Annotated in this window: 25 protein-coding genes; 19 read left to right on the forward strand and 6 right to left on the reverse strand. The window is 36.5% G+C overall.

Annotated elements, in window-relative coordinates:
- Nucleotides 1-74 precede the first annotated feature (74 nt).
- Nucleotides 75-392 (forward strand): hypothetical protein, encoded by a 318-nt coding sequence (locus tag WJN01_RS14440; protein WP_445197870.1) that lies wholly within the window; start codon nt 75-77, stop codon nt 390-392.
- A 73-nt stretch (nt 393-465) separates the two neighbouring features.
- Here WJN01_RS14440 and WJN01_RS14445 read toward each other — a convergent pair whose 3' ends face one another.
- A complete protein-coding gene (locus WJN01_RS14445) occupies nt 466-3123 on the reverse strand; it encodes a valine--tRNA ligase (protein ID WP_445197871.1) in 2658 nt (885 codons plus the stop codon).
- Nucleotides 3124-3433: 310 nt separating this feature from the next.
- Between WJN01_RS14445 and WJN01_RS14450 the strand changes: the two genes are divergently transcribed.
- Nucleotides 3434-3853 (forward strand): DUF1573 domain-containing protein, encoded by a 420-nt coding sequence (locus WJN01_RS14450; protein WP_370476903.1) that lies wholly within the window; start codon nt 3434-3436, stop codon nt 3851-3853.
- A gap of 51 nt (nt 3854-3904) precedes the next feature.
- Here WJN01_RS14450 and WJN01_RS14455 read toward each other — a convergent pair whose 3' ends face one another.
- On the reverse strand, nt 3905-5230 hold the full coding sequence (locus WJN01_RS14455; RefSeq protein WP_445197872.1) for an aspartyl protease family protein: 1326 nt from the start codon (nt 5228-5230) through the stop codon (nt 3905-3907).
- A gap of 121 nt (nt 5231-5351) precedes the next feature.
- On the opposite strand from WJN01_RS14455, the gene WJN01_RS14460 reads away from it, so the two are divergent.
- The 4 genes from WJN01_RS14460 to WJN01_RS14475 all read left to right on the forward strand — a co-directional run bounded on the left by WJN01_RS14460 (nt 5352) and on the right by WJN01_RS14475 (nt 8953).
- A complete protein-coding gene (locus WJN01_RS14460; RefSeq protein WP_445197873.1) occupies nt 5352-6542 on the forward strand; it encodes a pyridoxal phosphate-dependent aminotransferase in 1191 nt (396 codons plus the stop codon).
- Nucleotides 6542-7555, forward strand: coding sequence for a UDP-N-acetylmuramate dehydrogenase (gene murB, locus WJN01_RS14465; protein WP_445197874.1), 1014 nt, complete (start codon nt 6542-6544; stop codon nt 7553-7555). The genes WJN01_RS14460 and murB overlap by 1 nt, the downstream gene beginning before the upstream one ends.
- A gap of 67 nt (nt 7556-7622) precedes the next feature.
- Nucleotides 7623-8156, forward strand: a complete 534-nt coding sequence (locus WJN01_RS14470) for an RNA polymerase sigma factor (protein WP_445197875.1) — start codon at nt 7623-7625, stop codon at nt 8154-8156.
- Between the two features lie 8 nt (nt 8157-8164).
- Nucleotides 8165-8953: an anti-sigma factor domain-containing protein gene (locus WJN01_RS14475; RefSeq protein WP_445197876.1), complete on the forward strand. Its 789-nt coding sequence runs from the start codon at nt 8165-8167 to the stop codon at nt 8951-8953.
- A 73-nt stretch (nt 8954-9026) separates the two neighbouring features.
- Here WJN01_RS14475 and aqpZ read toward each other — a convergent pair whose 3' ends face one another.
- Nucleotides 9027-9713 carry an aquaporin Z gene (aqpZ, locus tag WJN01_RS14480; protein WP_445197877.1) on the reverse strand — a complete coding sequence of 229 codons (687 nt, stop codon included), beginning with the start codon at nt 9711-9713 and terminating at the stop codon, nt 9027-9029.
- 153 nt (nt 9714-9866) lie between these two features.
- Here aqpZ and WJN01_RS14485 point away from each other — a divergent pair, with 153 nt between their 5' ends.
- From WJN01_RS14485 to WJN01_RS14515, 7 genes are read left to right on the forward strand one after another with little or no spacing between them, the layout of a single operon-like run.
- Nucleotides 9867-10070: a membrane or secreted protein gene (locus tag WJN01_RS14485; protein WP_445197878.1), complete on the forward strand. Its 204-nt coding sequence runs from the start codon at nt 9867-9869 to the stop codon at nt 10068-10070.
- A gap of 7 nt (nt 10071-10077) precedes the next feature.
- On the forward strand, nt 10078-11190 hold the full coding sequence (locus WJN01_RS14490) for a glycosyltransferase (RefSeq protein ID WP_445197879.1): 1113 nt from the start codon (nt 10078-10080) through the stop codon (nt 11188-11190).
- The gene (locus WJN01_RS14495; protein ID WP_445197880.1) at nt 11181-11726 is read left to right on the forward strand and encodes an RNA polymerase sigma factor; all 546 of its coding nucleotides are present in this window, start codon (nt 11181-11183) and stop codon (nt 11724-11726) included. Before WJN01_RS14490 ends, WJN01_RS14495 begins: the two co-directional genes overlap by 10 nt.
- A complete protein-coding gene (locus WJN01_RS14500; RefSeq protein WP_445197881.1) occupies nt 11727-12941 on the forward strand; it encodes an NRAMP family divalent metal transporter in 1215 nt (404 codons plus the stop codon).
- Between the two features lie 50 nt (nt 12942-12991).
- Nucleotides 12992-13870, forward strand: a complete 879-nt coding sequence (gene lipA / locus WJN01_RS14505) for a lipoyl synthase (protein WP_445197882.1) — start codon at nt 12992-12994, stop codon at nt 13868-13870.
- A gap of 2 nt (nt 13871-13872) precedes the next feature.
- The gene (gap, locus tag WJN01_RS14510; RefSeq protein WP_445197883.1) at nt 13873-14889 is read left to right on the forward strand and encodes a type I glyceraldehyde-3-phosphate dehydrogenase; all 1017 of its coding nucleotides are present in this window, start codon (nt 13873-13875) and stop codon (nt 14887-14889) included.
- A gap of 27 nt (nt 14890-14916) precedes the next feature.
- Nucleotides 14917-17154 carry an ATP-binding protein gene (locus WJN01_RS14515; protein WP_445197884.1) on the forward strand — a complete coding sequence of 746 codons (2238 nt, stop codon included), beginning with the start codon at nt 14917-14919 and terminating at the stop codon, nt 17152-17154.
- Here WJN01_RS14515 and lpxK read toward each other — a convergent pair.
- The gene (lpxK, locus tag WJN01_RS14520; protein WP_445197885.1) at nt 17141-18151 is read right to left on the reverse strand and encodes a tetraacyldisaccharide 4'-kinase; all 1011 of its coding nucleotides are present in this window, start codon (nt 18149-18151) and stop codon (nt 17141-17143) included. The genes WJN01_RS14515 and lpxK overlap by 14 nt on opposite strands.
- Nucleotides 18152-18201: 50 nt before the next feature.
- On the opposite strand from lpxK, the gene WJN01_RS14525 reads away from it, so the two are divergent.
- The 3 genes from WJN01_RS14525 to msrA all read left to right on the forward strand — a co-directional run bounded on the left by WJN01_RS14525 (nt 18202) and on the right by msrA (nt 21005).
- The gene (locus tag WJN01_RS14525) at nt 18202-19296 is read left to right on the forward strand and encodes a Nif3-like dinuclear metal center hexameric protein (RefSeq protein ID WP_445197886.1); all 1095 of its coding nucleotides are present in this window, start codon (nt 18202-18204) and stop codon (nt 19294-19296) included.
- Between the two features lie 3 nt (nt 19297-19299).
- Entirely contained in the window at nt 19300-20082 is a 783-nt protein-coding gene (locus WJN01_RS14530) for a zinc ribbon domain-containing protein (protein WP_445197887.1), read from the forward strand.
- A 263-nt stretch (nt 20083-20345) separates the two neighbouring features.
- Complete coding sequence (gene msrA / locus WJN01_RS14535) at nt 20346-21005, forward strand: peptide-methionine (S)-S-oxide reductase MsrA (protein ID WP_445197888.1); 660 nt, start codon at nt 20346-20348, stop codon at nt 21003-21005.
- A 19-nt stretch (nt 21006-21024) separates the two neighbouring features.
- Here msrA and WJN01_RS14540 read toward each other — a convergent pair whose 3' ends face one another.
- On the reverse strand, nt 21025-21822 hold the full coding sequence (locus WJN01_RS14540; protein WP_445197889.1) for a class I SAM-dependent methyltransferase: 798 nt from the start codon (nt 21820-21822) through the stop codon (nt 21025-21027).
- Between the two features lie 121 nt (nt 21823-21943).
- Between WJN01_RS14540 and WJN01_RS14545 the strand changes: the two genes are divergently transcribed.
- Nucleotides 21944-22591 (forward strand): hypothetical protein, encoded by a 648-nt coding sequence (locus WJN01_RS14545; protein ID WP_445197890.1) that lies wholly within the window; start codon nt 21944-21946, stop codon nt 22589-22591.
- 139 nt (nt 22592-22730) lie between these two features.
- Here the strand turns inward: WJN01_RS14545 and WJN01_RS14550 are convergent, their stop codons facing one another.
- Nucleotides 22731-23150: a (4Fe-4S)-binding protein gene (locus WJN01_RS14550; protein ID WP_445197891.1), complete on the reverse strand. Its 420-nt coding sequence runs from the start codon at nt 23148-23150 to the stop codon at nt 22731-22733.
- A gap of 122 nt (nt 23151-23272) precedes the next feature.
- Between WJN01_RS14550 and kynU the strand changes: the two genes are divergently transcribed.
- A complete protein-coding gene (gene kynU / locus WJN01_RS14555; RefSeq protein WP_445197974.1) occupies nt 23273-24541 on the forward strand; it encodes a kynureninase in 1269 nt (422 codons plus the stop codon).
- Between the two features lie 33 nt (nt 24542-24574).
- Complete coding sequence (locus WJN01_RS14560) at nt 24575-25975, forward strand: FAD-dependent oxidoreductase (protein ID WP_445197892.1); 1401 nt, start codon at nt 24575-24577, stop codon at nt 25973-25975.
- The last annotated feature ends 1 nt before the right edge of the window (nt 25976 follow it).

Here is a 25976-nt window from a genome sequence, read left to right on the forward strand (position 1 = left end):
TAGTCCATAGGATGTTCGCAATGGTCAAAAATCAAAAATTATATGATTTTAATTTGCAAATGTCATAGATATCATTGGCACCAGAATATGTGGCTTATAAACTGAACATAACTGTTGATTCGGTCTTTAATAGTTCTTCTGAAGAGGAGAATAAATTATGGAAAATGATGGAAAATAAAGCCTATATGTCAGGGAAATCTTTGGAACTTAATTGCGTAAATACAAAAAGTCGTAAACCGAATGTGATATTATCCAAAATGGACAAGGAATCACTATTAATTCAGGTAACTACTAAAAGAGTAGGTAAGCAAGGAGCAAGCGGAAGAATTTATTTATTCTTTTTTAAGGATGGTGAAATTGATAAGGTCGTTAGCGAAAGTTGGATAAATTAAAAACACTATACACAACACTGGCTATAATCCATTGCTCACAACATGCTAAACCAAAAATCATTAGCTTCGAAAACTAAGACTCCAAACTAGCCAAACTAGCCCTGAGCGTCTCAATTTTTGCTAAAGCATCGGCTTCTTTTTTCTTTTCACTGGCAACTACTTGCTCTGGGGCACCTGCCACAAAACGCTCGTTTGAGAGTTTCTTTTGCACCGATTTTAAAAAGCCTTCGGTATAGTTAAGCTCGTCGGTCAGTTTTTTAATTTCTGCCTCTACATCAATGGCGTCGGCCATAGGTATAAAATATTCGTTGGCTTTTACCCTAAAGGTCAACGCGCCTTCAATAGCATCGGTAACATAATCAATGCCTTCCAAATTACCCAATTTGGCTATTACACCATCAAAAGTAGGTTTGGTGTTTTCGTTATTTATTACCGAAAAACCTATAGCATCCTTAAACGCCATGTTCTTTTGCTTTCTAATATTTCTAATACCAGAAATAACTTCTGTAGCAAATTCAAATTCAGAAATCAACGCTTGGTTAACTGCTTTTGGTTCTGGCCATTTTGCAATAATCAAAGCTTCTGCAGGTGTTCTTTCGGTAATATATTGCCAAATTTCCTCGGTTAAAAATGGCATGAATGGATGCAAAATCTTTAAATTATTTTCCAAAGCTTCAATAACCGCTTGGTGTGTTTTGGCATCAATGGGTTTTTGGTAGGCTGGCTTTATGATTTCCAACAACCACGACGAAAAATCGTCCATGATTAATTTATAGATGGTCATTAAAGCATCACTTAAACGGTATTTTCTAAAATGGTCTTCAATCTCAATTAAAGCTTTTTGAAATTTGGCTTCGTACCATTCCAGCCCTATTTTGGACGTTTCTGGTTGCGGGATAATTTCATCAATTTCCCAACCTTCAATCAATCTAAAGGCATTCCAAATTTTATTTCCAAAACCTTTACCTTGTTGGCACAGGGCTTCGTCAAACAATAAATCGTTACCCGCAGCGCTGCTCAACAACAAACCAACGCGCACGCCATCGGCACTGTATTCTTCAATAAGCTTTAGGGCATCGGGTGAGTTACCCAAACTTTTGCTCATTTTTCGACGTTGTTTATCGCGAACCAAGCCCGTTAAATACACATTGTTAAACGGTTTTTCGCCTTTGTATTCGTAACCGGCAATAATCATACGTGCCACCCAAAAGAACAGAATATCTGGCCCCGTTACTAAATCGTTGGTTGGGTAGTAATAGTTTATATCGTCGTTTTCTGGATTTCTTATACCATCAAAAACCGACATAGGCCACAACCAAGACGAAAACCAAGTATCGAGGGCATCTTTGTCCTGACGTAAATCGTTTACTGTTAATGGCGCTTCGACTGCGCTCAGCGTGACATTAAGTTTCTTATTTGCTAATTCAACCGCTTTCTCAATGTTTTCGGCTACAACAAAATCCTCTTTGCCATCACCATAATAGTACGCCGGAATTTGCTGTCCCCACATGAGTTGACGGGAAATATTCCAATCACGGATATTCTCCATCCAATGGCGATAAGTGTTTTCAAACTTTTTAGGCACTAACTTAATATCTGGGTTTTCGCCCAAAACTGCTTTTATGGCAGGTTTTACCAGTTCTTCCATTTTTAAAAACCATTGGTCACTTAATCGAGGTTCGATAACAGCTTTGGTTCTTTCGGAAGTTCCAACTTTATTAATGTAGTTTTCGGTCTTTAACAAAAAGCCCTTTTCTTCTAACTCCTTAACAATTTCTTTTCTAACCACAAATCTATCCTTACCTTCGTAATGCAATCCGTAGCTATTTAAAGAGGCATCTTCGTTAAAAATATCAACAACTTCAAGATTGTGTTTATCGCCCAGCATTTTGTCGTTTTCGTCATGTGCCGGAGTTACCTTCAAACAACCTGTACCAAATTCAACATCTACATACTCATCTTCTATAATGGGCACCACACGATTGCAAATGGGCACAATGGCTTTTTTTCCGCGTAAATGTGTAAAACGCTCATCATTTGGATTAATGCAAATGGCGGTATCCCCAAAAATGGTTTCAGGACGTGTGGTGGCAATGGTCAATGTATCTTCGCTACCTTCAATTATATAGTTTAGGTAGTATAATTGCCCTTGTTTTTCTTCGTAAATAACCTCTTCGTCAGACAATGTTGTTTTAGCCTCTGGATCCCAGTTTACCATACGGTAACCACGATAAATCAAGCCTTTGTTATATAAATCCACAAAAACCTGAATTACGGCTTCACTCATATCATCATCCATAGTGAATTTGGTTCTATCCCAATCACAAGAGCAGCCCAGTTTTTTAAGCTGTTCTAAAATTACACCACCATATTCATGCGTCCATTCCCAAGCATGCTTTAAAAATTCTTCGCGCGACAAATCATTTTTATCAATACCCTGCTCCTTCAATTTTGCCACGACTTTGGCCTCAGTAGCAATAGATGCATGGTCTGTACCAGGCACCCAACATGCATTTTTGCCCAATAAACGTGCGCGGCGTATCAAAACATCCTGAATGGTATTGTTCAGCATATGCCCCATATGAAGTACCCCTGTTACATTAGGCGGTGGAATGACAATGGTGTAAGGCTCTCTTTCATCTGGCTCTGAATGAAAGTAATTATGTTTCATCCAGTAGTTATACCACTTGTTTTCTACCTGACTTGCATCATATTTTGATGGAATTTGCATGCTTTGGAATAGTTTTTGAATAATGATGTGCAAAAGTACTTATATTTCTTATTCTATAAAAACTATATAAGCTTTTAGGTGAAGCAATTTTATGGCTGTTTTTATATCCTAAAATTTTAAATTGAATGGAAATTTAAGTTACTTTTAATAGGAACTAATGAATAAATTAACATGTATTTCATCCATTATTTTTGCAGGTTGTGGAAAAAGTGACTATGTTTGACTTAATCAAAAACAGAAGACAAGGCAGTTTTTAACACTTCTTGCAATTAATAAGGATACCCAAAATTGAACAATAAAACTTAAAATTATGAAACAATTAATTACAATTTTATTTATCGGATTAATCAGTTTTGCCGTTAATGCACAGGCTAAAATTGAATTTAAATCTGAAACCATTGATTACGGAACCATTGAAAAAGGATCTAATGGTGTTAGAACTTTTGAGTTTACAAATACAGGCAATGAGCCTCTAATTATATCTAAAGTAACTTCAAGCTGTGGATGTACCATTCCTAAAAAACCTGAAGACCCTATTTTACCGGGAAAAACAGGACAAATTGAAGTGAAATATGACACCAATAGAGTAAACCCAATTAGAAAAACGATAACCGTAATCTCTAATGCCGAAACACCAACTGTGGCACTAAAAATTAAAGGTGAAGTTATTGACCCGAGCAAAGTAAGCTTACTGGATAAAAAGGACAAAAGTATTGTTCAGCAGCAATAAAAGTAAACAGTATAATTTAAAAGAGCTTGAAAAAATTTTCAAGCTCTTTTTTTATAATAGCTCTTCAAGGGCAAAGGTGCAATACAAAGGCCTTCCATCCCGTTCAACTTTCAGCTTTATCTTTTTTCCAGTATCGCCATGAAACATGTTCATTATTTCCTGTAAAGAATAATAAAAAGCATGTTTTCCATTTATGGTCATTAGCACGTCCCCTATTTTCAAACCTGACGCATGGGCAGGCGAGCCTTCCCTAAGTTCAACAATGGTGTAGGCAGGTTTAAGCAAAAGCTTATACTGTGTTTCTATATTAATATTCGTTCTGTTGAAGCCTTGATTTCTTTGCTTTGAAATCTTATCGTCGGCTGCCCTAACTAACCTCATGCCATCATGGGCCAATTCTATTCCACTTTTGTTATATGTGAATTTTTCATTAAAAAATTTGTTCTTTTTTAAAACCATCCGTGCCTTTTGGTAGTCGAAAATAATGTTAAACCGCTTTAAGATGTTTCCAGACAAACTGCCATTCCTGTTCCTAATTTTTTGCGCAAATAAAACCGCTGATGAATCTGGAAAAGCAACATTGGCATTCTTTAAGACGAAACTTTTCAAGGTTATCTCATTAACTTTAGCTCTTTTTCCATAAACGCTACCATTAAGCCCATGACCCAGAAAATCATGGTAAAAACGCTTATCACCTAACCCAAGACCTAAAGAATCGTTTTTAAAAAGCCACAAGGCATCGCTACCGCCAGTATCTACCAAAAGTTTAACTGGAATATTCTCTTCTTCTAAGGCAACATCCAAATTGATGTAGGGCTTACCGTTGTAGAATTCCAGATTAAATCGTTCGCAGTTTTTGCATTTTTTATAAGTAAAATGTTGAGGTTCGGTCAACCTTAAATATCCAGAGGAGTAATTGATTTCAACCACCAAATCTCGAAACAAATCAAACCCAAGTATCCCATGAATGGGGATTCCCAATCTTGGCGCCAAATTTAATTTCTCACCATAAACAGCGTAGAGATCCTGATTTAACTTTATGGCATCACCTATTTTAAAAATATTATTTTCAGATTTTGAGGCTTCTACCATTTGTCCCTCACCCAAACCACGTAAAAATATGGTTTCGGTTTTTTTGATTTCCAAAGTGTCCGAAACGTTTAAAAAATTAAAAATAATGGGCTTGCTAACTCCAGTATCCAACAAAAATGAGAGCTTAACACCGTTAACCTCAACAGGGATTACTATTAAATTATTTATAAGTTTGAACTTTATTTTATCAGATTTACGCTTATTCTGAATAACAAATTTACCTTGGGAAAACCCAAACAGGTTAAAACAAAAAAACAACAATATGCAGATAATGCGAAACTTCATTGAAGCAAGTAATAATGGCTAATTCAATTTACGAATCTTTATTGCGGCTTTACAATTTAAGCCCGTTTTTTAAAAAAACTTTAAGATAATTTTCTCATTTTTGCAGCCTAAAACAGATTTAATGCCAACGATTTCTAAAAAAGGACATGACATGCCCGCTTCACCTATTCGAAAACTTGTTCCGTATGCCGAACAAGCTATTGAAAACGGGAAAAGCATCTATTATTTGAATATTGGACAACCAGACATAAAAACCCCCGAAGTAGCCTTAAAAGCTGTTAAAGAGAATGATATAGACATCCTTTCATATTCCAGATCGGAAGGTTCTGATGAATATCGTGAAAAACTGGCTAAGTATTATAAAAGGCATCATATTGAGGTTTCGCGAACCGATATAATTGTTACCACTGGAGCAAGTGAAGCATTGCTTTTTTTGTTTAGCAGCATTATGGATCCTGAGGACGAGGTAATTATTTCCGAGCCATTTTACGCCAATTACATTGCTTTTTCAACAGCTACTGGCGTTAATGTTGTTCCTGCTATTTGTGATATTGACGACAATTTTGCATTACCCCCTATTGAAACTTTTGAAAAATTAATTACGCCAAAAACCAAAGCCATTTTAATTTGCAACCCTGGAAATCCAACGGGTTATCTATATTCAAAGGAAGAAATTGAACAGTTAGCCGCATTGGCTATAAAGCATGATTTATTTTTAGTGGCCGATGAGGTTTACAGAGAATTTGTTTATGATGGTAACTCACATTACTCCATTTTACAGGTAGAAGGCATAGACCAACACGCCGTTATAATAGACTCTGTTTCCAAACGTTATAGCATGTGTGGTGCACGCGTTGGCTGTTTGGTGTCAAAAAACAAAACGGTTATGCAAACGGTACTTAAATTTGCCCAAGCAAGATTGAGTCCACCAACATATGCACAAATTGCAAGTGAAGCGGCATTAGATACACCTCAAAGCTATTTTGATGACGTAATAAAGGAATATGTTGAAAGAAGAGATACCTTAATTGCCGAGTTACAAAAAATTGATGGCATAAAAGTAGCAACACCAAAGGGTGCTTTTTATTGCATTGCAGAATTACCAATTAAAAATTCGGATGATTTCGCCCAATGGCTTTTGGAGCATTTTGATGTTAATGGTGAAACAGTTATGGTTGCGCCAGCAGGAGGATTTTATTCAACGCCAGGAGTTGGCTTGAACCAAATACGGATTGCCTATGTTTTAAACAAAGAAAGTTTGATTAAAGCCGTACATATTTTAAAAGAAGCCCTAAAAGTTTATAAAGACTAGTGCAAATTAAGCAGAATACATCCTTAAAACCTTACAACACCTTTGGCATTGATGTTATTGCGAAACATTTTGTTTCAGTAGATTCCATTGAAGCCCTTAAGGAGGTTATATCTCTGCAAAATTATCCGAACAAATTGATTTTGGGTGGCGGCAGCAATATGCTATTGACCAAAGATTTTGATGGTCTGGTTATTCATATCAATTTAAAGGGGATAGAAATAGTTTCTGAAGATGATGACCTTGTAACGATTCGGGCTCAAGCCGGTGAAAATTGGCATGAGTTTGTGCTTTGGTGCATCAATAATGATTTTGGAGGCGTTGAAAATCTATCCTTAATTCCAGGCAATGTGGGTACGGCTCCCATTCAAAATATTGGTGCCTATGGCGTGGAACTTAAAGACGTTTTTGAATCTTGCGAAGCCATATCTCTCGAGTCAAAAACCATAGAAGCCTTCACAAAATCGGATTGTAATTTTGACTACAGAAACTCTATTTTTAAGCAAAAGGCCAAAGGTAAATATATCATCACGAGTGTTGATTTCAAATTGACCAAACACAGCCATAAAAGTCATGTAAATTATGGGACTATTTCGGCTGAATTAGAAAATCAGGGTATTGAAAACCCAACAATAAAAGATATATCACAAGCGGTTATCACCATTCGTGAAAGCAAACTTCCAAACCCAAAAGAAATAGGAAACAGCGGTAGTTTTTTTAAAAACCCTGTTATCTCAAAATCACATTTCGATAGCCTCTCAAAAAACTTTTCAGACATACCTTCATACACGGTTTCAGATAACGAAGTTAAAGTGCCTGCGGGTTGGCTGATTGAAAAAGCAGGCTTTAAAGGAAAACGCTTCGGTAATTACGGTGTACACAAAAAACAAGCCTTGGTACTTGTCAATTATGGCGGCGCCAATGGTTCAGATATTTTAAAACTTTCTAAACTAATACAAAAAACGGTGGAACGGCTTTTTGGCATAGCCATTGAAGCCGAAGTAAATATCCTATAATCTCAAAAGAAATTTCTAACTTTGATATTATGAACAACCTTTGTCCATTTAAACAAAACTAGCCACATTGGTATCAGCAATAGAAAAAGAAATAGTTTCATTATTACAAAATGGCGATAAAAAAGCCATTAAATTATTGTATGAATACTATGCCGATGCTCTTTTTGGGGTCATTAAAAAGATCATTACAGATGATGACACGGCCCAAGATGTTCTTCAAGAGAGTTTTGTAAAAATTTGGCGTTATTCAAAAAAATACGATTCTAGCAAGGCCAAATTGTTCACTTGGCTATATCGGATTGCATACAACACGGCCATAGATAAGGTTAGGTCGCAAAAGAACAAAAGTGGCAACGAAGTCCAAATTGAAACTTCCAACGTATATAAGTTAAACTCAGACGAATTAAATCAAGATGTTTTAGACATAAAAAAGCATCTGAATAGTTTGGATGAGAAGTACCAAATAGTAATAAATGCGCTCTTTTTTGAGGGCATGACCCAGCAAGAAGCCAGTGAAGAACTGGATATTCCGTTGGGAACTATAAAATCGAGATTAAAAATAGGATTGCGGGAATTAAAAAGAATCTACGATCCTGAATAAAAAACGTCATGAATGCGAAAATAACTACTTTTTTAAATTCTGGCCTACTAGAAAAATATCTAATAGGTGAAACTACTTCTGTGGAAACAGAAAAAGTTGAGTCTTTCATATCAAAATACCCAGAAGTACAGAATGCCTACAACACATTGCAACACAACCTAGAAGTGGTTGCCAAAGTTAATGCTGTTGAAGCCCCACAAGACATCTTAAATAATATTTTAGATGAGCTTGACGACGCTCCTGTCGTAGCACTTAATGTAAAAAGGTCTTACAAAAAATGGTATAAATTCAGTATCGCGGCAAGTGTTGCAGCACTGCTTTTTGCTGGTACTTCGTATATTTTCTATAATCAAAATCAAAAACTATCTAAAGAGAATCAAGTAGTTGTAGATGAAATTTTTGATTTACGAAGCGACATTGCAAAAAACAACGCAATGCTTGACAATGTAATGCGTCAGCTTTTAAGGCTTAACAATCCTGAAACTGAAAAATATATCATAAATGGAAATGAACGTGCCAAAGATTTAAAAACTGTGGCATACATTAATCCTAAGGAAAAAACATCGATGATTGATGTAGTTTCTTTACCCGAATTACCGGAAGAACAATGCTACCAAATATGGGCAGAATTGCAAGGAAAAATGGTGAGTTTGGGTATTTTGGACAAAGCAGACAGAAAACTTAAAAATATTCCTTACATGGAAGACGCGCTTGCACTTAACATTACCATAGAGCCTAAAGGTGGCAATAGTGTGGCATCAACCGAGAATTCGGTAGCAGAAATTAATTTACAATAGATTAATAGCTATAATATAAAAAGCCTCATTTTAATTTTAAAATGAGGCTTTTTTAATGGACTAAAGCAAAGTTTTATTCCTTACTGAAAAAGGTTTTATGAATAAATCCACCAACAATGGCACCAGCAATAGGCGCGACCCAAAACAACCATAATTGTGAAGTAAACTCTCCACCTGCAAATAAGGCTTGGCTGGTTGATCTGGCAGGGTTAACCGATGTATTTGAAATGGGAATACTTATTAAATGGATTAACGTTAGAGCCAAACCAATAGCTATTCCTGCAAAACCTTGAGGTGCTTTAACATAAGTACTTCCCAAAATAATCAACAAGAAAAACATCGTCAATAAAAACTCCGCGATTAAAACCGATGTCATGCTATAACCCCCTGGAGACAATTCTCCATAGCCATTGGCAGCAAACCCGCCAATATTAACAAAATCAGATTTACCCGTTACAATAAGGTAAAGAGCACCAGCGGCCGCAATGGCACCAACAAGCTGAGCAATTATATAGCCCAGCAAATTTTTGGCTTCAAACTTTCCGCCAGCCCATAAACCCAAAGACACCGCCGGGTTAAAATGCGCACCCGAAATATGCCCAACAGCGTAGGCCATAGTTAAAACCGTTAATCCAAAGGCTAAAGACACTCCAACAAAGCCAATACCTAAATCTGGGTAGCCAGCTGCAAAAATAGCGCTACCACAACCACCAAAAACGAGCCAAAATGTTCCAAAAAACTCTGCAAATAATTTTTTCATGACTAAATAGTTTATTAATTGATTAGAATTTTACTAAAGTAATTATTTAAGAATTAGACACCTAAAAATAAATTGGTCACTTGACCCATTTATTTCCTTCCGCATAAAATTTAGAATCAAAAACATTATCTTTGCAAAAAGATTTACACCCTTATGAAACTTCTTTTAATAACCATAGTACTTTTAGGAATAGGTTTTGCAGGCATAGCCATTAAAATTTGGTCAAAAAAAGATGGAAAATTTGCCGGTACATGTGCCAGTCAAAACCCCATGTTGAACCAAGAAGGTGAAACTTGTGGCTTTTGTGGCAGAACACCAGACCAATTTAGTGATTGCAAAGAACCTCAACATTCTTAACTAATATATGGGGCTTCTTGGTTTTATCTACTTCGCATTTATCGTTGTAGTTGTTATCCAATTCATTTTTTACGTATTTGTCTTTGGAAAATTTGCTTTTTTTAAGCCTCAAAAAGCAGTTTCAAAAAATATTGCGGTTTCAGTTATTATTTGTGCCAAAAATGAAGCTGAAAATTTAAGGCGCTTCCTTCCTTCAATTATCGAGCAAGATTATCTCAATTTTGAAGTTGTTCTAATCAATGACTCTTCAAAAGATAATACTCTGGAAGTTATGCAAGACTTCGCAAAAGCACACAGCAACATTAAAGTAGTTGATGTAAAAAGCATTGAAGCCTTTTGGGGAAATAAAAAGTACGCTTTAACGCTTGGGATAAAAGCCGCTAAAAATGACTATCTTTTGTTTACCGATGCCGATTGCAAGCCAGTTTCAAAATACTGGATAAAAGAGATGTGCGCTCATTTTGATTCTGAAAAATCGGTTGTTTTGGGGTATGGCGCTTATGCTAAAATTAAAAAGTCTTTACTAAATAAACTGGTTCGTTTTGAAACCTTAATCACTGCTGGAAATTATTTTTCGTTTGCTTTGGCCGGCACTCCTTACATGGGAGTTGGGAGGAATTTGGCTTATTCAAAATCTGAGTTTTTTAAAGCCAATGGGTTTATAAACCATATAAAAGTGCGCTCTGGAGATGATGATTTATTTGTCAACCAGGTAGCTAATAACAAAAATACAGCCATATGCATTCCTAATGGAAGTTTTACTATATCAACACCAAAAGTCACTTTTAAAGAGTGGTTTAAACAAAAACGTCGTCATGTTTCAACAGCAAAACATTACAAGTTAGAACACAAAGTCTTGCTGGCAATTTTATATAGCTCCACTCTTTTATTTTGGCTATTTACCCTCATTCTTTTTGTAACACTATATAAATGGCCCATCGTTTTGGGGTTATTTTTGGCCAGACTCACCATTCAATACATCATTTTAGGTAGCTTATCAAGAAAGCTTAATGAAAGTGATTTATTGCTGCTTTTGCCGTTCCTTGAAATTTTTCTAATTATGGCGCAATTAACTATCTTTATAAATAATCTTATCTCAAAGCCCAATCATTGGAAATAATTGATGCCATTAAACGTGCCAAAAAGAACGACCAAAAAGCGTTTAATTATTTATTGGATTTATATTGGGATGATGTTTATGGTTTTCAATTGAAACGTACCCAAAATGAAAACGATGCTGAAGACATTACCATTCAAACCTTCTCTAAAGCATTTGACAAAATTGAAACTTTTGATGAGCAATACACCTTTAAAACATGGTTGATTGCCATTTCAAAAAACATCCACATAGACTTACTTCGGAAAGAAAAAAACTCCATTTCTCAGGTGCTATCCCAAGATGACCGTGAAGTTTTTCAGGTTTTGGACGAATCGCCTTCCCCAGAAGATAAGTTGATTACCGACCAACACTTAGCAAAATTGCTTCGAGATATTAAAAAGCTAAAGCCACATTATCAGGAAATTATAAACCTGCGCTATTTTCAAGAATTGAGCTATAAGGAAATTTCAAAGGAGCTGGATGAACCCATAAACAATGTAAAAGTGAAATTACTACGCGCGAAAAAACTACTGGCCGAAATTATTAGAGAAAAGTAAATGATAGCTAAACTCAAGAACTTAGGGCCAGGATTGTTATTCGCCGGTGCAGCCATTGGGGTATCTCACTTGGTGCAATCTACTAGGGCTGGTGCAGATTTTGGCATGGGCCTTATTTGGGCTTTATTATTGGTCAATTTATTTAAATACCCTTTTTTTCAATTCGGCCCTAGATATGCCACAGCTACTGGCGAAAGTTTGCTAGATGGCTATAAAAAACTTGGCAAAGGCATTTTAATGGCATATTTTTTACTCAGTTTGGCTACCATCTTTACCATTCAGGCTGGCGTAACCATAGTAACTGCCGGGTTGGCCTCTTCCCTTTTCGGTGATTTTTTAGGCATAGAAGCTTGGACAATTGTTATCATTTTCATCTGTTTGATGCTGCTTATCATCGGAAAATATAAATTGTTGGACAGGCTAATGAAAATCATAATACTAACATTAACAATTAGCACATTGGCCGCTGTTAGCATTGCATTGTTCAACAACGAAAATGCCGTGTCACTAAATCAAGTACTTCCAAATAATGCATTGGAAATTTCATTTTTAATAGCCTTTATGGGTTGGATGCCGGCACCTTTGGACATAGCAGTATGGCAATCGTTATGGTCCATAGAAAAAAACAAGGAAACAAAAGAATACAATACCAAATCGGCATTGTTTGATTTTAATGTCGGTTATTTGGGCACAATTATCTTAGGTATCGGGTTTGTTCTTTTGGGTACTTTGGTCATGTTCAATAGTGGAGAAACCTTCAGTAATTCGGCAACAGTCTTTTCTGGACAGTTAATTGGCATTTACACCACAAATCTTGGAGATTGGGCTTATGTTATTATTGGTATTGCAGCATTTACAACCATGTTCAGCACAACACTAACTACTTTGGATGCTTCGCCAAGAGCTATGGAAAAAACCACCCAATTATTGTTCAAAAAAGCTTCAAAATTCAATTATGCTTTTTGGATAACCTTGCTTTCCATTGGCACTATTTGCATCTTTCTATTTTTGGCTTCAGAAATGGGCCTTTTAATTCAAATAGCAACCATATTATCTTTTATTACGGCTCCTTTTTATGCGATTATCAATTACAAATTAATATCGAGCAAGCACACGCCAAAAGCGTGGAGACCTTCAAAATATATTCACGTTTTAAGTACACTCGGAATCGTTTTCTTGATTGGATTTAGCATCTGGTATCTAACCACCATATAGGGTTCATTTAAAAGAATACTTCGTATCTTTGTTCCCTATATTTTCTAGATATGAATACGGAAACAGCTTCAAATATATTACCGGAACGTCAACCAAAGCCAAAATGGCTTCGTGTAAAACTTCCCACGGGGAAAAAGTACACTGAACTACGTGGATTGGTTGATAAATACAAACTGAATACCATTTGCACTTCGGGAAGCTGCCCAAATATGGGTGAATGTTGGGGAGAGGGAACCGCCACCTTCATGATTTTAGGTAATATTTGTACACGTTCATGTGGTTTTTGCGGTGTAAAAACAGGAAGGCCAGAATCGGTTGATTGGGATGAACCAGAAAAAGTGGCACGCTCCATTAAAATTATGAATATTAAACACGCAGTGTTGACCAGTGTTGACCGTGATGATTTAAAAGATATGGGTAGCATTATGTGGGCGGAAACGGTAAAGGCCGTTAGACGTATGAATCCTGAAACCACGCTTGAAACATTAATTCCAGACTTTCAGGGCATTGAGAAACATATTGATAGAATTATTGGTGTTGCTCCAGAAGTGGTATCACACAATATTGAAACTGTACGCCGATTGACCAGAGAAGTACGAATACAAGCTCAGTACGACCGAAGTATGGCTGTTTTAAAATACTTGAAAAGCCAAGGTCAACGGAGAACAAAATCGGGAATTATGCTTGGTCTGGGTGAAACGAGAGAAGAAGTAATTGATACACTTCATGATTTAAAAGCTAATGATGTTGACGTGGTAACCATTGGGCAATACCTTCAACCTAGTAAAAAACACCTGCCGGTTAAGGAATTTATTAACCCCGACCAATTTAAGGAATACGAAGAAATTGCTTTGGAATTGGGCTTCCGTCACGTAGAGAGTAGTGCGTTGGTTAGGTCTTCCTACCATGCACAAAAACACATTCATTAATTATGATTAGGGTTGCTATCAGCGGCTTTGGAAGGATTGGCAGGCGTGTTTTTAGGCTTCTTCAAAGTTATGAGAACATAAAAGTTGTTGCCATAAATGATTTGGCGGATGCCAAAACCCTAAGCCATTTATTGAAATACGATAGTGTTCACGGGATTTTTAAAGGTGAAGTAACTTATAATTCAAATCAACTCATTGTTAATGAAGAAAAAATTGCCTTATCTAATGAAAAGCACCCAAAAGACATCAACTGGAAACCTTTTAATGTAGATTTTGTAATTGAATCCACGGGAAAATTTAAAACAACTTCCGATTTACAACACCATATAAACAATGGGGCAAAACAGGTGATTTTAAGTGTTCCTCCACTCGATGATAATATCAAAACCATTGTTTTAGGGGTCAACGACACTGTTTTAGATGGAACTGAAACCATCATTTCAAATGCATCGTGTACAACAAACAACGCGGCACCTATGATTGACATCATAAATAAACTTTGTGGCATTGACCAAGCTTATATAACAACGGTGCACTCTTATACCACCGACCAAAGTCTTCATGACCAACCCCATCGAGATTTAAGGCGTTCTAGAGCCGCTGGGCAATCCATTGTACCAACTACAACTGGTGCTGCCAAAGCGCTTACCAAAATATTTCCTCAACTTTCAGGTGTAATTGGAGGCTGTGGTATAAGAGTTCCTGTAATCAATGGGTCTCTAACAGATATTACCTTTAACGTAAAAAGAACGGTTTCAATAGAAGAAGTTAACCAAACATTTAAAGAAGCTTCAGCACATCACTATAAAAATATTTTAGAGTACACTGAAGACCCAATTGTTTCTATTGATATTGTTGGAAATACCCATTCTTGTATTTTCGATGCACAGATGACCTCAGTTATCGGAAAAATGGTAAAAATTATAGGTTGGTACGACAATGAAACTGGCTATTCTAGCCGAATTATTGACTTAATATGTAATTTATCGGAAAAAAAGTGCGTTTTATCGATAAAATAATTATATTTGTCCGCAATAGTTTGAATTATGTCCCAAATTAAGAACTACATATATATACTTGTTTTGCTGTTCAGCCTTAGTGCATTATCGCAAAAAACCATCGATAATGACCCTGAGTTAACACAAAATAATATAAACTACCGCATAGCTGAGGCCCAGGCAGAGCTTGATAATTTTAATTATTTCAAGGCAAAAAAGAACCTCGACGAAGCTCTGGAATTAGCCCAACAAGCTGATCTTAAAAAAAGTATTGGCTTGATTTATGGACTAAAGGGACGTCTACAACTCATCATTGAGGAAGAAGACCAAGCTATTAATTCTTTAACCAGTGCTATTGAAGTTCAGCGAAACATCAATGACAATAAAAATCTAGGTACCTCTTATAAAACTTTCGGCGATGTTTATTCAGCCAAAAAAGATTATTATTCGGCTCTTGACTCATATACAGCTGCTAAATCAAAGTTTGAAGAAGAAGGTTTGAATGAATATTTAGCGGAAACCTTGCTACAAGAAGGCAAAGTTTATGAAGCTTTGAAAAATTATAAAAAAGCGCGAGACGTTATCGAACAATCTTTGGCTATTGCCAAAAACTACGATTTCAAAAAAACATTGAGTGATGCTCTTATCAATCAGGCAAAGATTTATGAGAAAATTGGTAACAACGATAGAGCCTTGGAAATAGCTCATGAGAGTGTACAAATTGCTAAAACCAACGAGTTCACTAGTATTTTAAATGAAGGCTATTTTGTATTGAGTAATCTCTACAAGAACAAGGATAACCATAAGGCCTCCAGAGATTATTTGCAGGCTTATGTAAAACTTTCAGATTCTATAAGAAGCATGACAAGAATTAACTCGCCAAGAAACCAAGAGGCACAATACCTTTTAAGTGAAGAGATTGAAAAAAACAAGCAGGCATTAGAAAAACTGGAAAAAGCGGAAGACACCAATAATTTACAGACACTCACATCTATTCTCAGTGTTGCCTTAATTACCATTTTATCGCTTTTAACCTTGTCATTGTATAAAAACAACAACATTAGGTTAAAAACCAACAACATGCTCCACAAAAAGAATGCAGAGCTTATTGTTGCAAAAGAAAAAGCTGAGTTAGCATCAAAAACCAAAGCAAATTTCTTATCCACGGTAACGCACGAATTACGCACACCATTGTACGCCGTAACAGGTTTAAGTAACATGCTTTTGGACGAAAACCCAAAACCAGAGCAGGTTCAGCATCTAAAATCATTAAAATTTTCAGGAGATTATCTGCTTACCTTTATAAACGACATCCTTCAAATCAATAAAATTGAAGCCAATAAAGTTGAAGTAGAGCCAGAGCCTTTCAACCTCAAAAAGAAAATAAACAACATTATTTTGGCGCTGAACAACTCAGCCCAAGACAATGGTGTTAAAATGCATTTTGAGTACGATAAAGACTTACCTGAAAACTTCATTGCCGATCAACTTAAAATATCCCAAATCCTAATCAATTTAATCGGTAACTCCATCAAATTCACCAAAGACGGGGATATATGGATTCGCGTATACAAAATTGAAGAAGCTGGCAAAACCTATACCTTGCGTTTTGAAGTAGAGGATAATGGTATTGGTATAAGCCAAGAAAAACAAGACAATATGTTTGAGAGTTTCTCCCAAGGCTCAATTCAAATTAACCGTAAATATGGAGGTACAGGGCTTGGTCTGTCAATCGTTAAAGGTTTAATAGATATTTTAAAAGGTAAGATTTACGTTAAGAGCGAATTGGAAAAAGGCACCACTTTCTATTTTGAAATACCTCTTGAAAAATCAACAATTAAAGAAGGAGAAGAAAATAAAGTTACTTATTTTGAGGGTAATATAGAAGATATAGATTTAAGCACCGTTAAGATTTTGGTGGTTGAAGATAATAAAATCAACCAAATGATTACCAAGAAAATTTTGACCAAAATGGAGCTTAAATGCGATATTGTAGACAATGGTGAAGCCGCGGTTGAAAAAATAAAAGCCAATAATTACAACATTGTCCTAATGGACATTCATATGCCCGGCATAAGCGGTATTGAAGCCACAAAAATTGTACGTTCTTTTGACAAGGAATTGACCATTTTTGCACTTACGGCTGTAACCATTGAAGACAAAATGCATGAGTTTGAAGAAGCTGGTTTTACGGATATTATTCCAAAACCATTTAAACAGGAAGAGTTTGAGAAGAAACTCTACAATGCTTTGGCCGGTAAAAAAGGAACTTCTACGAGCGCGTAACGAAATCTTGAATTAGTTTATTCAATTTTTGATTTTCATCAATAACAACCTTAATGGGCAAATAAAACAGTTTTGCTTTTAAGGAATTGTATTGTTTCAGGCGCATATAATCCTTTTCGGTAGTTAAAATCAAATCTTTTTTATTGAGTTCCTCGATATCACCGTGAGTAAAATTATGGTGGTCTTTAAAGTTCAAATGCTCAAAATCCAGGTTTTTACTCCTTAAAAATTTTACTAATGGGGCAGCATTAGCAATACCTGTTACAAGGGTAAAATGGTTGAGTTTTTCAAGCTTTAATGTTTTATCATCAGAAATGACTATTTCGGAATATCCTATAGAACTGAAAAACAGATGTTGGTAGGATTCAGGATTTATGTGGTTCACAATGGTTTTTTTATCAGATTCGCTTAAAATCCTCGGGCATTTTGTAACCACAATAACGTCCGCCCGTTTTACACCACTTCTTGGCTCCCTTAAATCGCCTGTTGGTAAAACAAAATCTTTAAAATATGGCTTGTTATAGGTCGTCAACAAAATATTAAAACCAGCTTTTACTTTTCGGTGTTGAAAGGCGTCATCAAGCAAAACAATATTCGGGGCATTTTCTAGAGCGCGTAAATTTTCAATACCGTTTCGTCTGTCCGCATCCACAGCTACCAGAATATCATCCTTAAATTTATTATAAAACTGAAAAGGTTCATCTCCCAAAGTTTCAACCTTAGAAGTTTCATTGGCTAACTGAAAATCTTTTGTTTTTCGTTTATACCCGCGACTTAGGGTAGCAAGCTTATGATCGTCTTTTAACAAATTGACTAAATATTCAATCATGGGGGTTTTGCCCGTTCCTCCTACACTCAAATTCCCGACGCATATCAACGGCATGTCAAAAGAAACGGATTTCTTTATACCTAAATCGTACAATTTATTGCGCAACCAAGTCACCAAATAGTAAATGGGAACAACCGGAAACAATATGTATCTCAATATTTTCAACATGGCAAAGTAAATATTTTATATTTGTTTAATAATCAAATTGTAAAAATATTATGATTGTACAAGACGTCATAAACCATTTGGAAGACCTAGCACCTCTGGCCTATGCCGAAGATTTTGATAATGTTGGGCTTTTAGTGGGAAATAAAAATGCTGAAGTCACGGGTATTTTGGTCACTCTGGATGCGCTTGAAACTGTTGTGGATGAAGCCATTCAAAAACAATGCAACCTTATTGTGAGCTTCCATCCCATAATTTTTAAAGGCTTAAATAAACTCACGGGAAAAAACTATGTGGAACGTGTTGTGATGAAAGCCATTAAGCATGACATCGCCATTTACAGCATGCACACCGCATTAGACAACGCATTGCAGGGCGTCAACGATATGATATGCAATCAACTTGAACTTACCAGCAAACGTATTTTAATACCACAAAGTGAAACCATAAAAAAACTGACCACATACGTACCCAAAAATGAAGCCGAAAATCTGCGGAAAGCCCTATTTGAAACAGGTGCCGGAAGTATAGGTAATTATGACGATTGCAGCTTTAACGTTGAAGGTTATGGCACGTTTAATGGCAATGAAGCCTCTGACCCTACAAAAGGACAAAAAGGTTCTATTCACACTGAGGCCGAAACCAAAATTACGGTAACGTTTGCCAAACATTTGGAATCTGAGGTCATTAAAGCCCTTTTTAAGGCACATTCTTATGAAGAAGTGGCCTACGAAATCACAACCCTTGAAAACAAAAACCAAAATATTGGTATGGGTATGGTTGGCGAATTAGAAAAACCGATGGACGAAACCGATTTCCTCAACTATTTAAAAGATAAAATGAACACAGGGTTTATTCGGCATTCAGTATTGCTTGGTAAAAAAATAAAAAAAGTGGCCGTTTTGGGTGGCTCGGGTAGCTTCGCCATTCAGGCTGCAAAAGCCGCTGGTGCCGATGCTTTTGTAACGGCCGATTTAAAATATCACGACTTTTTTCAGGCCGAAAATTCTATTCTTTTAACCGATATTGGACATTATGAAAGTGAGCAGTTCACAAAAAATCTTTTAGTGGCATATCTTACAAAAAAAATTACTAATTTTGCAATCATTTTATCAAAGACAAATACAAATCCCGTTAAGTATTTTTAAAGTATGGCTAAAAAGAAAGAAGCTACTGTGGAAGAGCGTTTAAGAGCGCTTTACGATTTACAACTCATTGATTCCCGTATAGATGAAATTAGAAATGTTCGTGGAGAACTACCGTTGGAAGTTCGCGATTTAGAAGATGAAGTTGCTGGATTAAACATAAGATTGGAAAAACTGGTTGCCGGTTTGGAAGTTATAGATCATGATATTGCAGGCAAGAAAAATTTAATTGAAGAATCTAAAGCTTTAATTAAAAAGTACAGCGAGCAACAAAAAAACGTTCGAAATAACAGGGAATACAACTCTTTGACCAAAGAAATTGAATTTCAGGATTTAGAAATTGAATTGGCTGAAAAGCACATAAAGGAATTTAAAGCCCAAATAGAGCAGAAAAAAGAAGTAATTGCTGAAACTAAAGAGCGTTTAAAAGAGCGCGAAACTCATTTGAAACACAAAAAAGGTGAGTTGGATGCTATTTTGGCAGAAACCGAAAAAGAAGAACAAGCCCTTTTGGAAAAATCTGAAGAGTACAAAGAGCAAATTGAAGACCGTTTAATTGCTGCATACACCAGAATTAGAACCAATGTAAAAAACGGTTTGGCTGTTGTACCTGTTGAAAGAGGTGCTTCTGGTGGATCTTTCTTTACCATTCCACCGCAAATACAAGTTGAAATTGCTTCACGCAAAAAAGTAATTACGGACGAACACAGTGGCCGTATTTTAGTGGATCCTGTTTTAGCTGAAGAGGAAAAAGAAAAAATGGATAAACTGTTCGCTAAATTAAACTAACCGTTTTTCTTTAAAACATACCAAAAGCCTTCAAAATTAATTTTGAAGGCTTTTTTAATTGATTCTAAAGCATTTGCCAGTGATTAAATATTTACTCAAATTGTATCTGCTTGTCAACTTGAACGCAGTCGAAAGGTCAAAATAGCATCTCGACTCCGCTCGATGTGACAACTTTTATTATTACTGGCATTATTACATTATGTAACTTTTTATTTAAGGTTTACGTATTTTTTTCGTCTATTTAGAATAAGAAACCTAAACCTATGAAAAATTTTATCACCCTTTTATTTGTAGCCTTATTATTCAGCTGCCAAAATTCGGCACAAAACAAGAAAAAACAAGAGGCCATAACCAATGCCCAACCCGTTGAAATACCTATGGAAAATGGTTTGGCCAAAGCTTATTTTGCCAGTGGCTGTTTTTGGTGTGTTGAGGCCATTTACGAAAGCGTAAAAGGGGTTAAGGAATCTATTTCTGGATATTCTGGCGGGCATACCCAAAACCCAACCTATGCGGCCAGCAACACGGGAAGAACAGGCCACGCCGAGGCTGTTGAAATAATCTATGACCCCAAAATAGTAAGTTTTGAAACCTTGGTTGATGTGTATTTTGCATCACAAAATGTGACTCAGGTTAACGGGCAGGGCAATGACCGAGGACCACAATACCGCTCCATAATTTTTTACCAAAACGAGGCACAAAAAGAAATCATTTTAAAAAAGAAAGCCGACTTGGCAAAAAAACTTAATGTAACCATTGCTGCCGAGGTTTACCCGTTCCAGAAATTTTGGGTAGCCGAAGATTACCACCAAGATTACGAAAAACTTCACCCCAACAACCCTTATATACAAAATGTATCTATACCTAGGTTAAACCGATTTAAGGCAAAATTTCCAAAAGAGTTGTTGAAAGAAGAGCATTAAAATAGCTATAGGCAAAATTTTATTTCGTCGCCCTCAAAGTAAAAATCAAAGGGTATAATTTATCCTTTGTTACAAACATACCAGAATCAGTTTCAATTAAATTGGGCAAGACATCGTAAGGGCTTTCATCATATTCCTTTAAATAATCTATATGCAGTCCAGCTTCTGTTAATGCCGTAACCACTTCACCCAAGCCATGGTTCCAACCGTATTCTTTGCTTGTTATTTTAGCATTTTTATTGGCATAAGTGCCTTCGTATTCTTCGTAAATCACTTCCTTTTGCATATACCTGTAAGTCATTTTGGGTTGATCATCCAAATAATCAAACATCCAAACAATGGGGTGAAATTCTGCCATAAAAAATGTGCCGCCCTTTTTTAGGCGTTCGGCAATCATATGTCCCCAAGGTTTTAAATCGGGCAACCAACCTATTACGCCGTAACTTGTAAACACAACATCAAAAGTTCCCTGTACATATTTGGAGGTTTCCAAAACATTGCAGCACACAAAATTGGCGTTCAAACCCAATTCTGCATTTAACTGTTTGGCAAATTTTATGCCTTCATCACTAATATCCACACCCGTGCAATGCGCTCCCATCCTGCTCCAACTCAGGGTATCTTGCCCAAAATGGCATTGTAAATGCAGCAAGCTTTTTCCTGCCACATCGTCCAAAACTTCCAATTCATAGGGCTTTAAAGATGTTTTTCCTTTTTTAAAAGCGTCCAAATGGTACATCTCACTTTGGGCATGCACTTTTACTTTTTTGTTCCAAGTGGCTTTATTGGTTTCAAAATATTTGTTGTTGGTTGTCATCGTGTTAAACTATCTTTACTAAAATTCTAAGTTATGAAATGCCCATTAATAAATTGCAAACCTACCGATTTAATAATATGAGCATTGCATCTGACCTTATAAAAACAACAAATATTAACAGATGAAAAATGTCATTTACATAGGTTTTACTATACTACTTTTCATAGGATGCAAGCAAAAAACGGAACAACAAACAGAAGAAAAAGAGCTTTCTGTAGCCGAAAAAATTGCCAATGCCCATGGCTTTGAGTACTGGAAAAATGTTTCAAAAATCACTTTTAACTTTAATGCAAAACGACATTGGACATGGAGCCCAAAAACAAACGATGTTACCCTAACAACAGCAACCGACACCATCAGCTACAATAGAAAAAGTGTGGATAGCCTATCGATTAATGCCGATAGAGCCTTTGTTAACGACAAGTTTTGGCTGTTGATTCCGTTTCAATTGGTTTGGGATAAAAGCGCATCCATTTCCGAACCCATAAAAAAAACTATACCCATTGGTAAAACTGAACTGAATAAAATCACCCTAAGTTACCCCAACGAAGGTGGCTACACGCCAGGTGATGCCTACGATATTTATTTTGATGACGATTACCTCATTAGAGAATGGATTTTTAGAAGAGGCAACCAAAAAGAACCTACACTAGCGAACACTTTTGAAAACTACCAAGATTTTAATGGTATTAAAATTGCACTGGACCATAAGAATCCAGAGAATAACTGGAGTTTAGGTTTTACCGACGTGCATGTGGTTTTGGAATAAGTTATCAACAAAAACATCTAAGAATCAGTAACATGCGTATATAAAATCAAAGAAGAAATATTCCGCATTTGCGCCCATATATATCAAAGCGCTTGAACCATTGGTTTAAGCGCTTTTTCATTGATTTATACTTGCTTATTTAGTCTTTAAATTCAACCTTTCTGTGTGTACCATCACAATAAGGTTTATTGTTTGAAGCACCGCACCTGCAAAAGGCTGTGGTTTTATCCTTTACCTCGGTAGAACCGTCCGAACCAATAACCTTAATAATGCCGTGCACCAACAATGGCCCATTTTTTAAAAGCTCTACTTTGGCTTCAATGGCGGCTGTTTTATCATTGGCACGTCCGTTTATATAGTAACTTAACGCACCGGATGGACATTGGGTTACTTGGTTAATAATATCCTCCGTGGTGCCCTCATTTATGCTCACCCACGGGCGCATCTGAGGCCTAAATACCTTAGGCAACCCTTTGACGCAAATTCCTGAATGAATGCATTTTTTGGCCTCCCAAACCACCGTTACTTCCCCGTTTGAGTATTCTTTCGTTTTTTCCATAGCCTTGATGTTGAAGTTTTACTAAATATACAAAAAAACACCATCTTTATTCTGTTGCTTTTCCCGCTTCGTTTGTAACTTTAGAATGCTTATTTTTGTTAGAAACCGAAAAACTTTTCACATTGCTCGACTATAAATTGGGGCTTGAATTTGCCAAAGAACAAGACCAAATGGATGAATTGGCGCCCTATAGAAATCAATTTTATATCCCAAAAGACAAGTCTGGAAACGATTTGATTTACATGACCGGGAATTCTTTGGGGCTTCAGCCGAAAACCACAAAAGCCTACGTAAACCAAGAGCTTGAAGATTGGGCAAATTTAGGTGTTGAAGGGCACACCGAAGGCGAAACACCTTGGCTTCCCTATCACGAGTTTTTAACCGATAGCATGGGAGAAGTTGTGGGTGCAAAACCTATTGAAGTTGTGGTGATGAATACCCTTACGGCGAACCTTCATTTTTTAATGGTGTCGTTTTACCAACCCACCAATACCCGTTATAAAATTTTGATTGAAAGCGATGCGTTTCCGTCTGATAAATATGCCGTGGAATCGCAGTTAAGACACCATGGGTTTGATGATAAGGAAGGGTTAATTCTTTGGAAACCTAGAAAAGGCGAGGAACTTTTGAAATATAAAGATTTAGAAGAAATTTTAAAAAAACATGGTGATAAAATTGCCTTGATTATGATTGGTGGCGTTAATTATTACACGGGGCAGTTTTTCGACTTAAAACGTATTACCCAGCTTGGGCACCGATACGGTTGTAAAGTTGGTTTTGATTGTGCCCACGGCGCTGGAAATGTTGCCTTAAATCTGCACGATTCCGGAGCCGATTTTGCTGCTTGGTGTACCTATAAATATTTAAATTCTGGCCCTGGAAGTTTGGCTGGGTGTTTTGTTCACGAACGGCATGCCTACAACAAAAACCTTAACCGTTTTGCGGGTTGGTGGAGCCACAACAAGCAAACACGTTTTAACATGCGCGGTAAATATGACCAATTGGCGGGTGCTGAGGGTTGGCAGTTAAGCAATCCCCCAATTTTATCGATGGTGGCGATAAAAGCATCCCTGGACATGTTCCATGAAGCGGGTATGGAAAAGCTCATTGCCAAGTCAAAAAAGCTAACGGGCTATTTTGAGTTTTTGTTGAAAAAATTGGGCGAAGACACTATAAGGATTATTACACCGAGCAATCCTGAAGAACGTGGTTGCCAGCTATCCATTCAAGTAAAAAATGCAGATAAAACCTTACATGAAAAATTAACCCAAAGCGGTGTAATAAGTGATTGGCGAGAACCTGATGTGATAAGATGTGCACCTGTACCTCTCTATAATTCATTTGAAGATGTTTATAGGCTGGTCGAAAAACTGAAAAGCATTTTAAATTAGATAATGATTCCTGTCTTTGCAAAAATTACAAACATGACAGACAAACAACAAAATATACTCATCATAGGCGCAGGACTCTGTGGAAGTCTTTTAGCATTGCGATTGGGCCAAAGAGGCTACAATGTTTCGGTTTACGAGAAGCGTCCAGATTTGCGTAAAGTAAACATCAGTGCAGGGCGCTCTATAAATTTGGCATTTTCAGACCGTGGCAATAAAGCCATTAAGCTGGTTGGACTGGAAGAACAGGTTAAGTCGCTCTGTATTCCCATGAATGGGCGCATGATTCATGATGTACATGGGAATACCTTTCAATCCAATTACAGCGGACGGGAGTACGAATTCATTAATTCGGTGTCACGTGGTGATTTAAATGCATTACTTTTAACCGAAGCCGAAATGCACAAAAACGTCAATATTTACTTCAACAGAAAATGTAAATCGGTAGATTTTGAAAAAACAACAGCTTTATTTGAAGATTATGAAACGAAAAAACAATTTGTTGAGGACGCCGATGTCATAATCGCCACCGATGGTGCAGGTTCTGCCATGCGCAAAAGTTATTATTTGGGCAAAAAGTTTTTGTTCAGCTTTTCGCAAGATTATTTAACACATGGTTATAAGGAATTGAGCATTTTACCTGATGAAAAAAATGGCTATAGAACTTATAAAAACGCCTTGCACATTTGGCCACGAAAAGATTTTATGCTCATAGCCTTGCCCAATTTAGATGGCAGTTTTACCGTCACCTTATTCCTAAGTTATGAAGATGGCGAATACAATTTCAATAATTTAACTACCGAAAAAAGTGTTTTGGAATTTTTCAAAAAAGAATTTCCCGATGCTCTAGTAATCATGCCAAATCTTTTGGATGACTTTTTCAAAAATCCCACTTCCCCTTTGGGCACCATAAAATGCTCGCCATGGCATTATAAAGGCAATACGCTTTTAATGGGTGATGCCGCCCATGCCATCGTTCCTTTTTATGGTCAAGGCATGAACGCTTCCTTTGAGGACGTGGTTGAATTTGACAAAGTTTTAGCCCAAAATTTAAAAACTTGGGAGCAGGTTTTTAAAACCTATGAAAGCAATCGTAAAAAAAATACCGATGCCATAGCCGATTTGGCTATTGATAATTTTCATGAAATGAAAGACCATGTCGCCCACCCTATTTTCCAAAAAAAGCGTAAATTAGAAATGGCTTTAGAAAAGGAATTTCCCGATAGGTATTCGTCAAAATATTCGTTAGTAACCTTCAACGAAAATATAGGTTACAGAGAAGCCATGCTTCGTGGAAGAGCCCAAGACAAGGCCATTTTAAATCTTTTAACCAATGATGAAATAAGCCTTGAAGATGATTTAAAATCAACACTGGAAAAAGTAATGAAAGAAACCGAAGCCATTCTAGAAGATGATAGAATAGCGGGATTAAAATAAC

It is taken from the genome of Tamlana sedimenti (assembly GCF_038148895.1).
Classification (GTDB): domain Bacteria; phylum Bacteroidota; class Bacteroidia; order Flavobacteriales; family Flavobacteriaceae; genus Tamlana.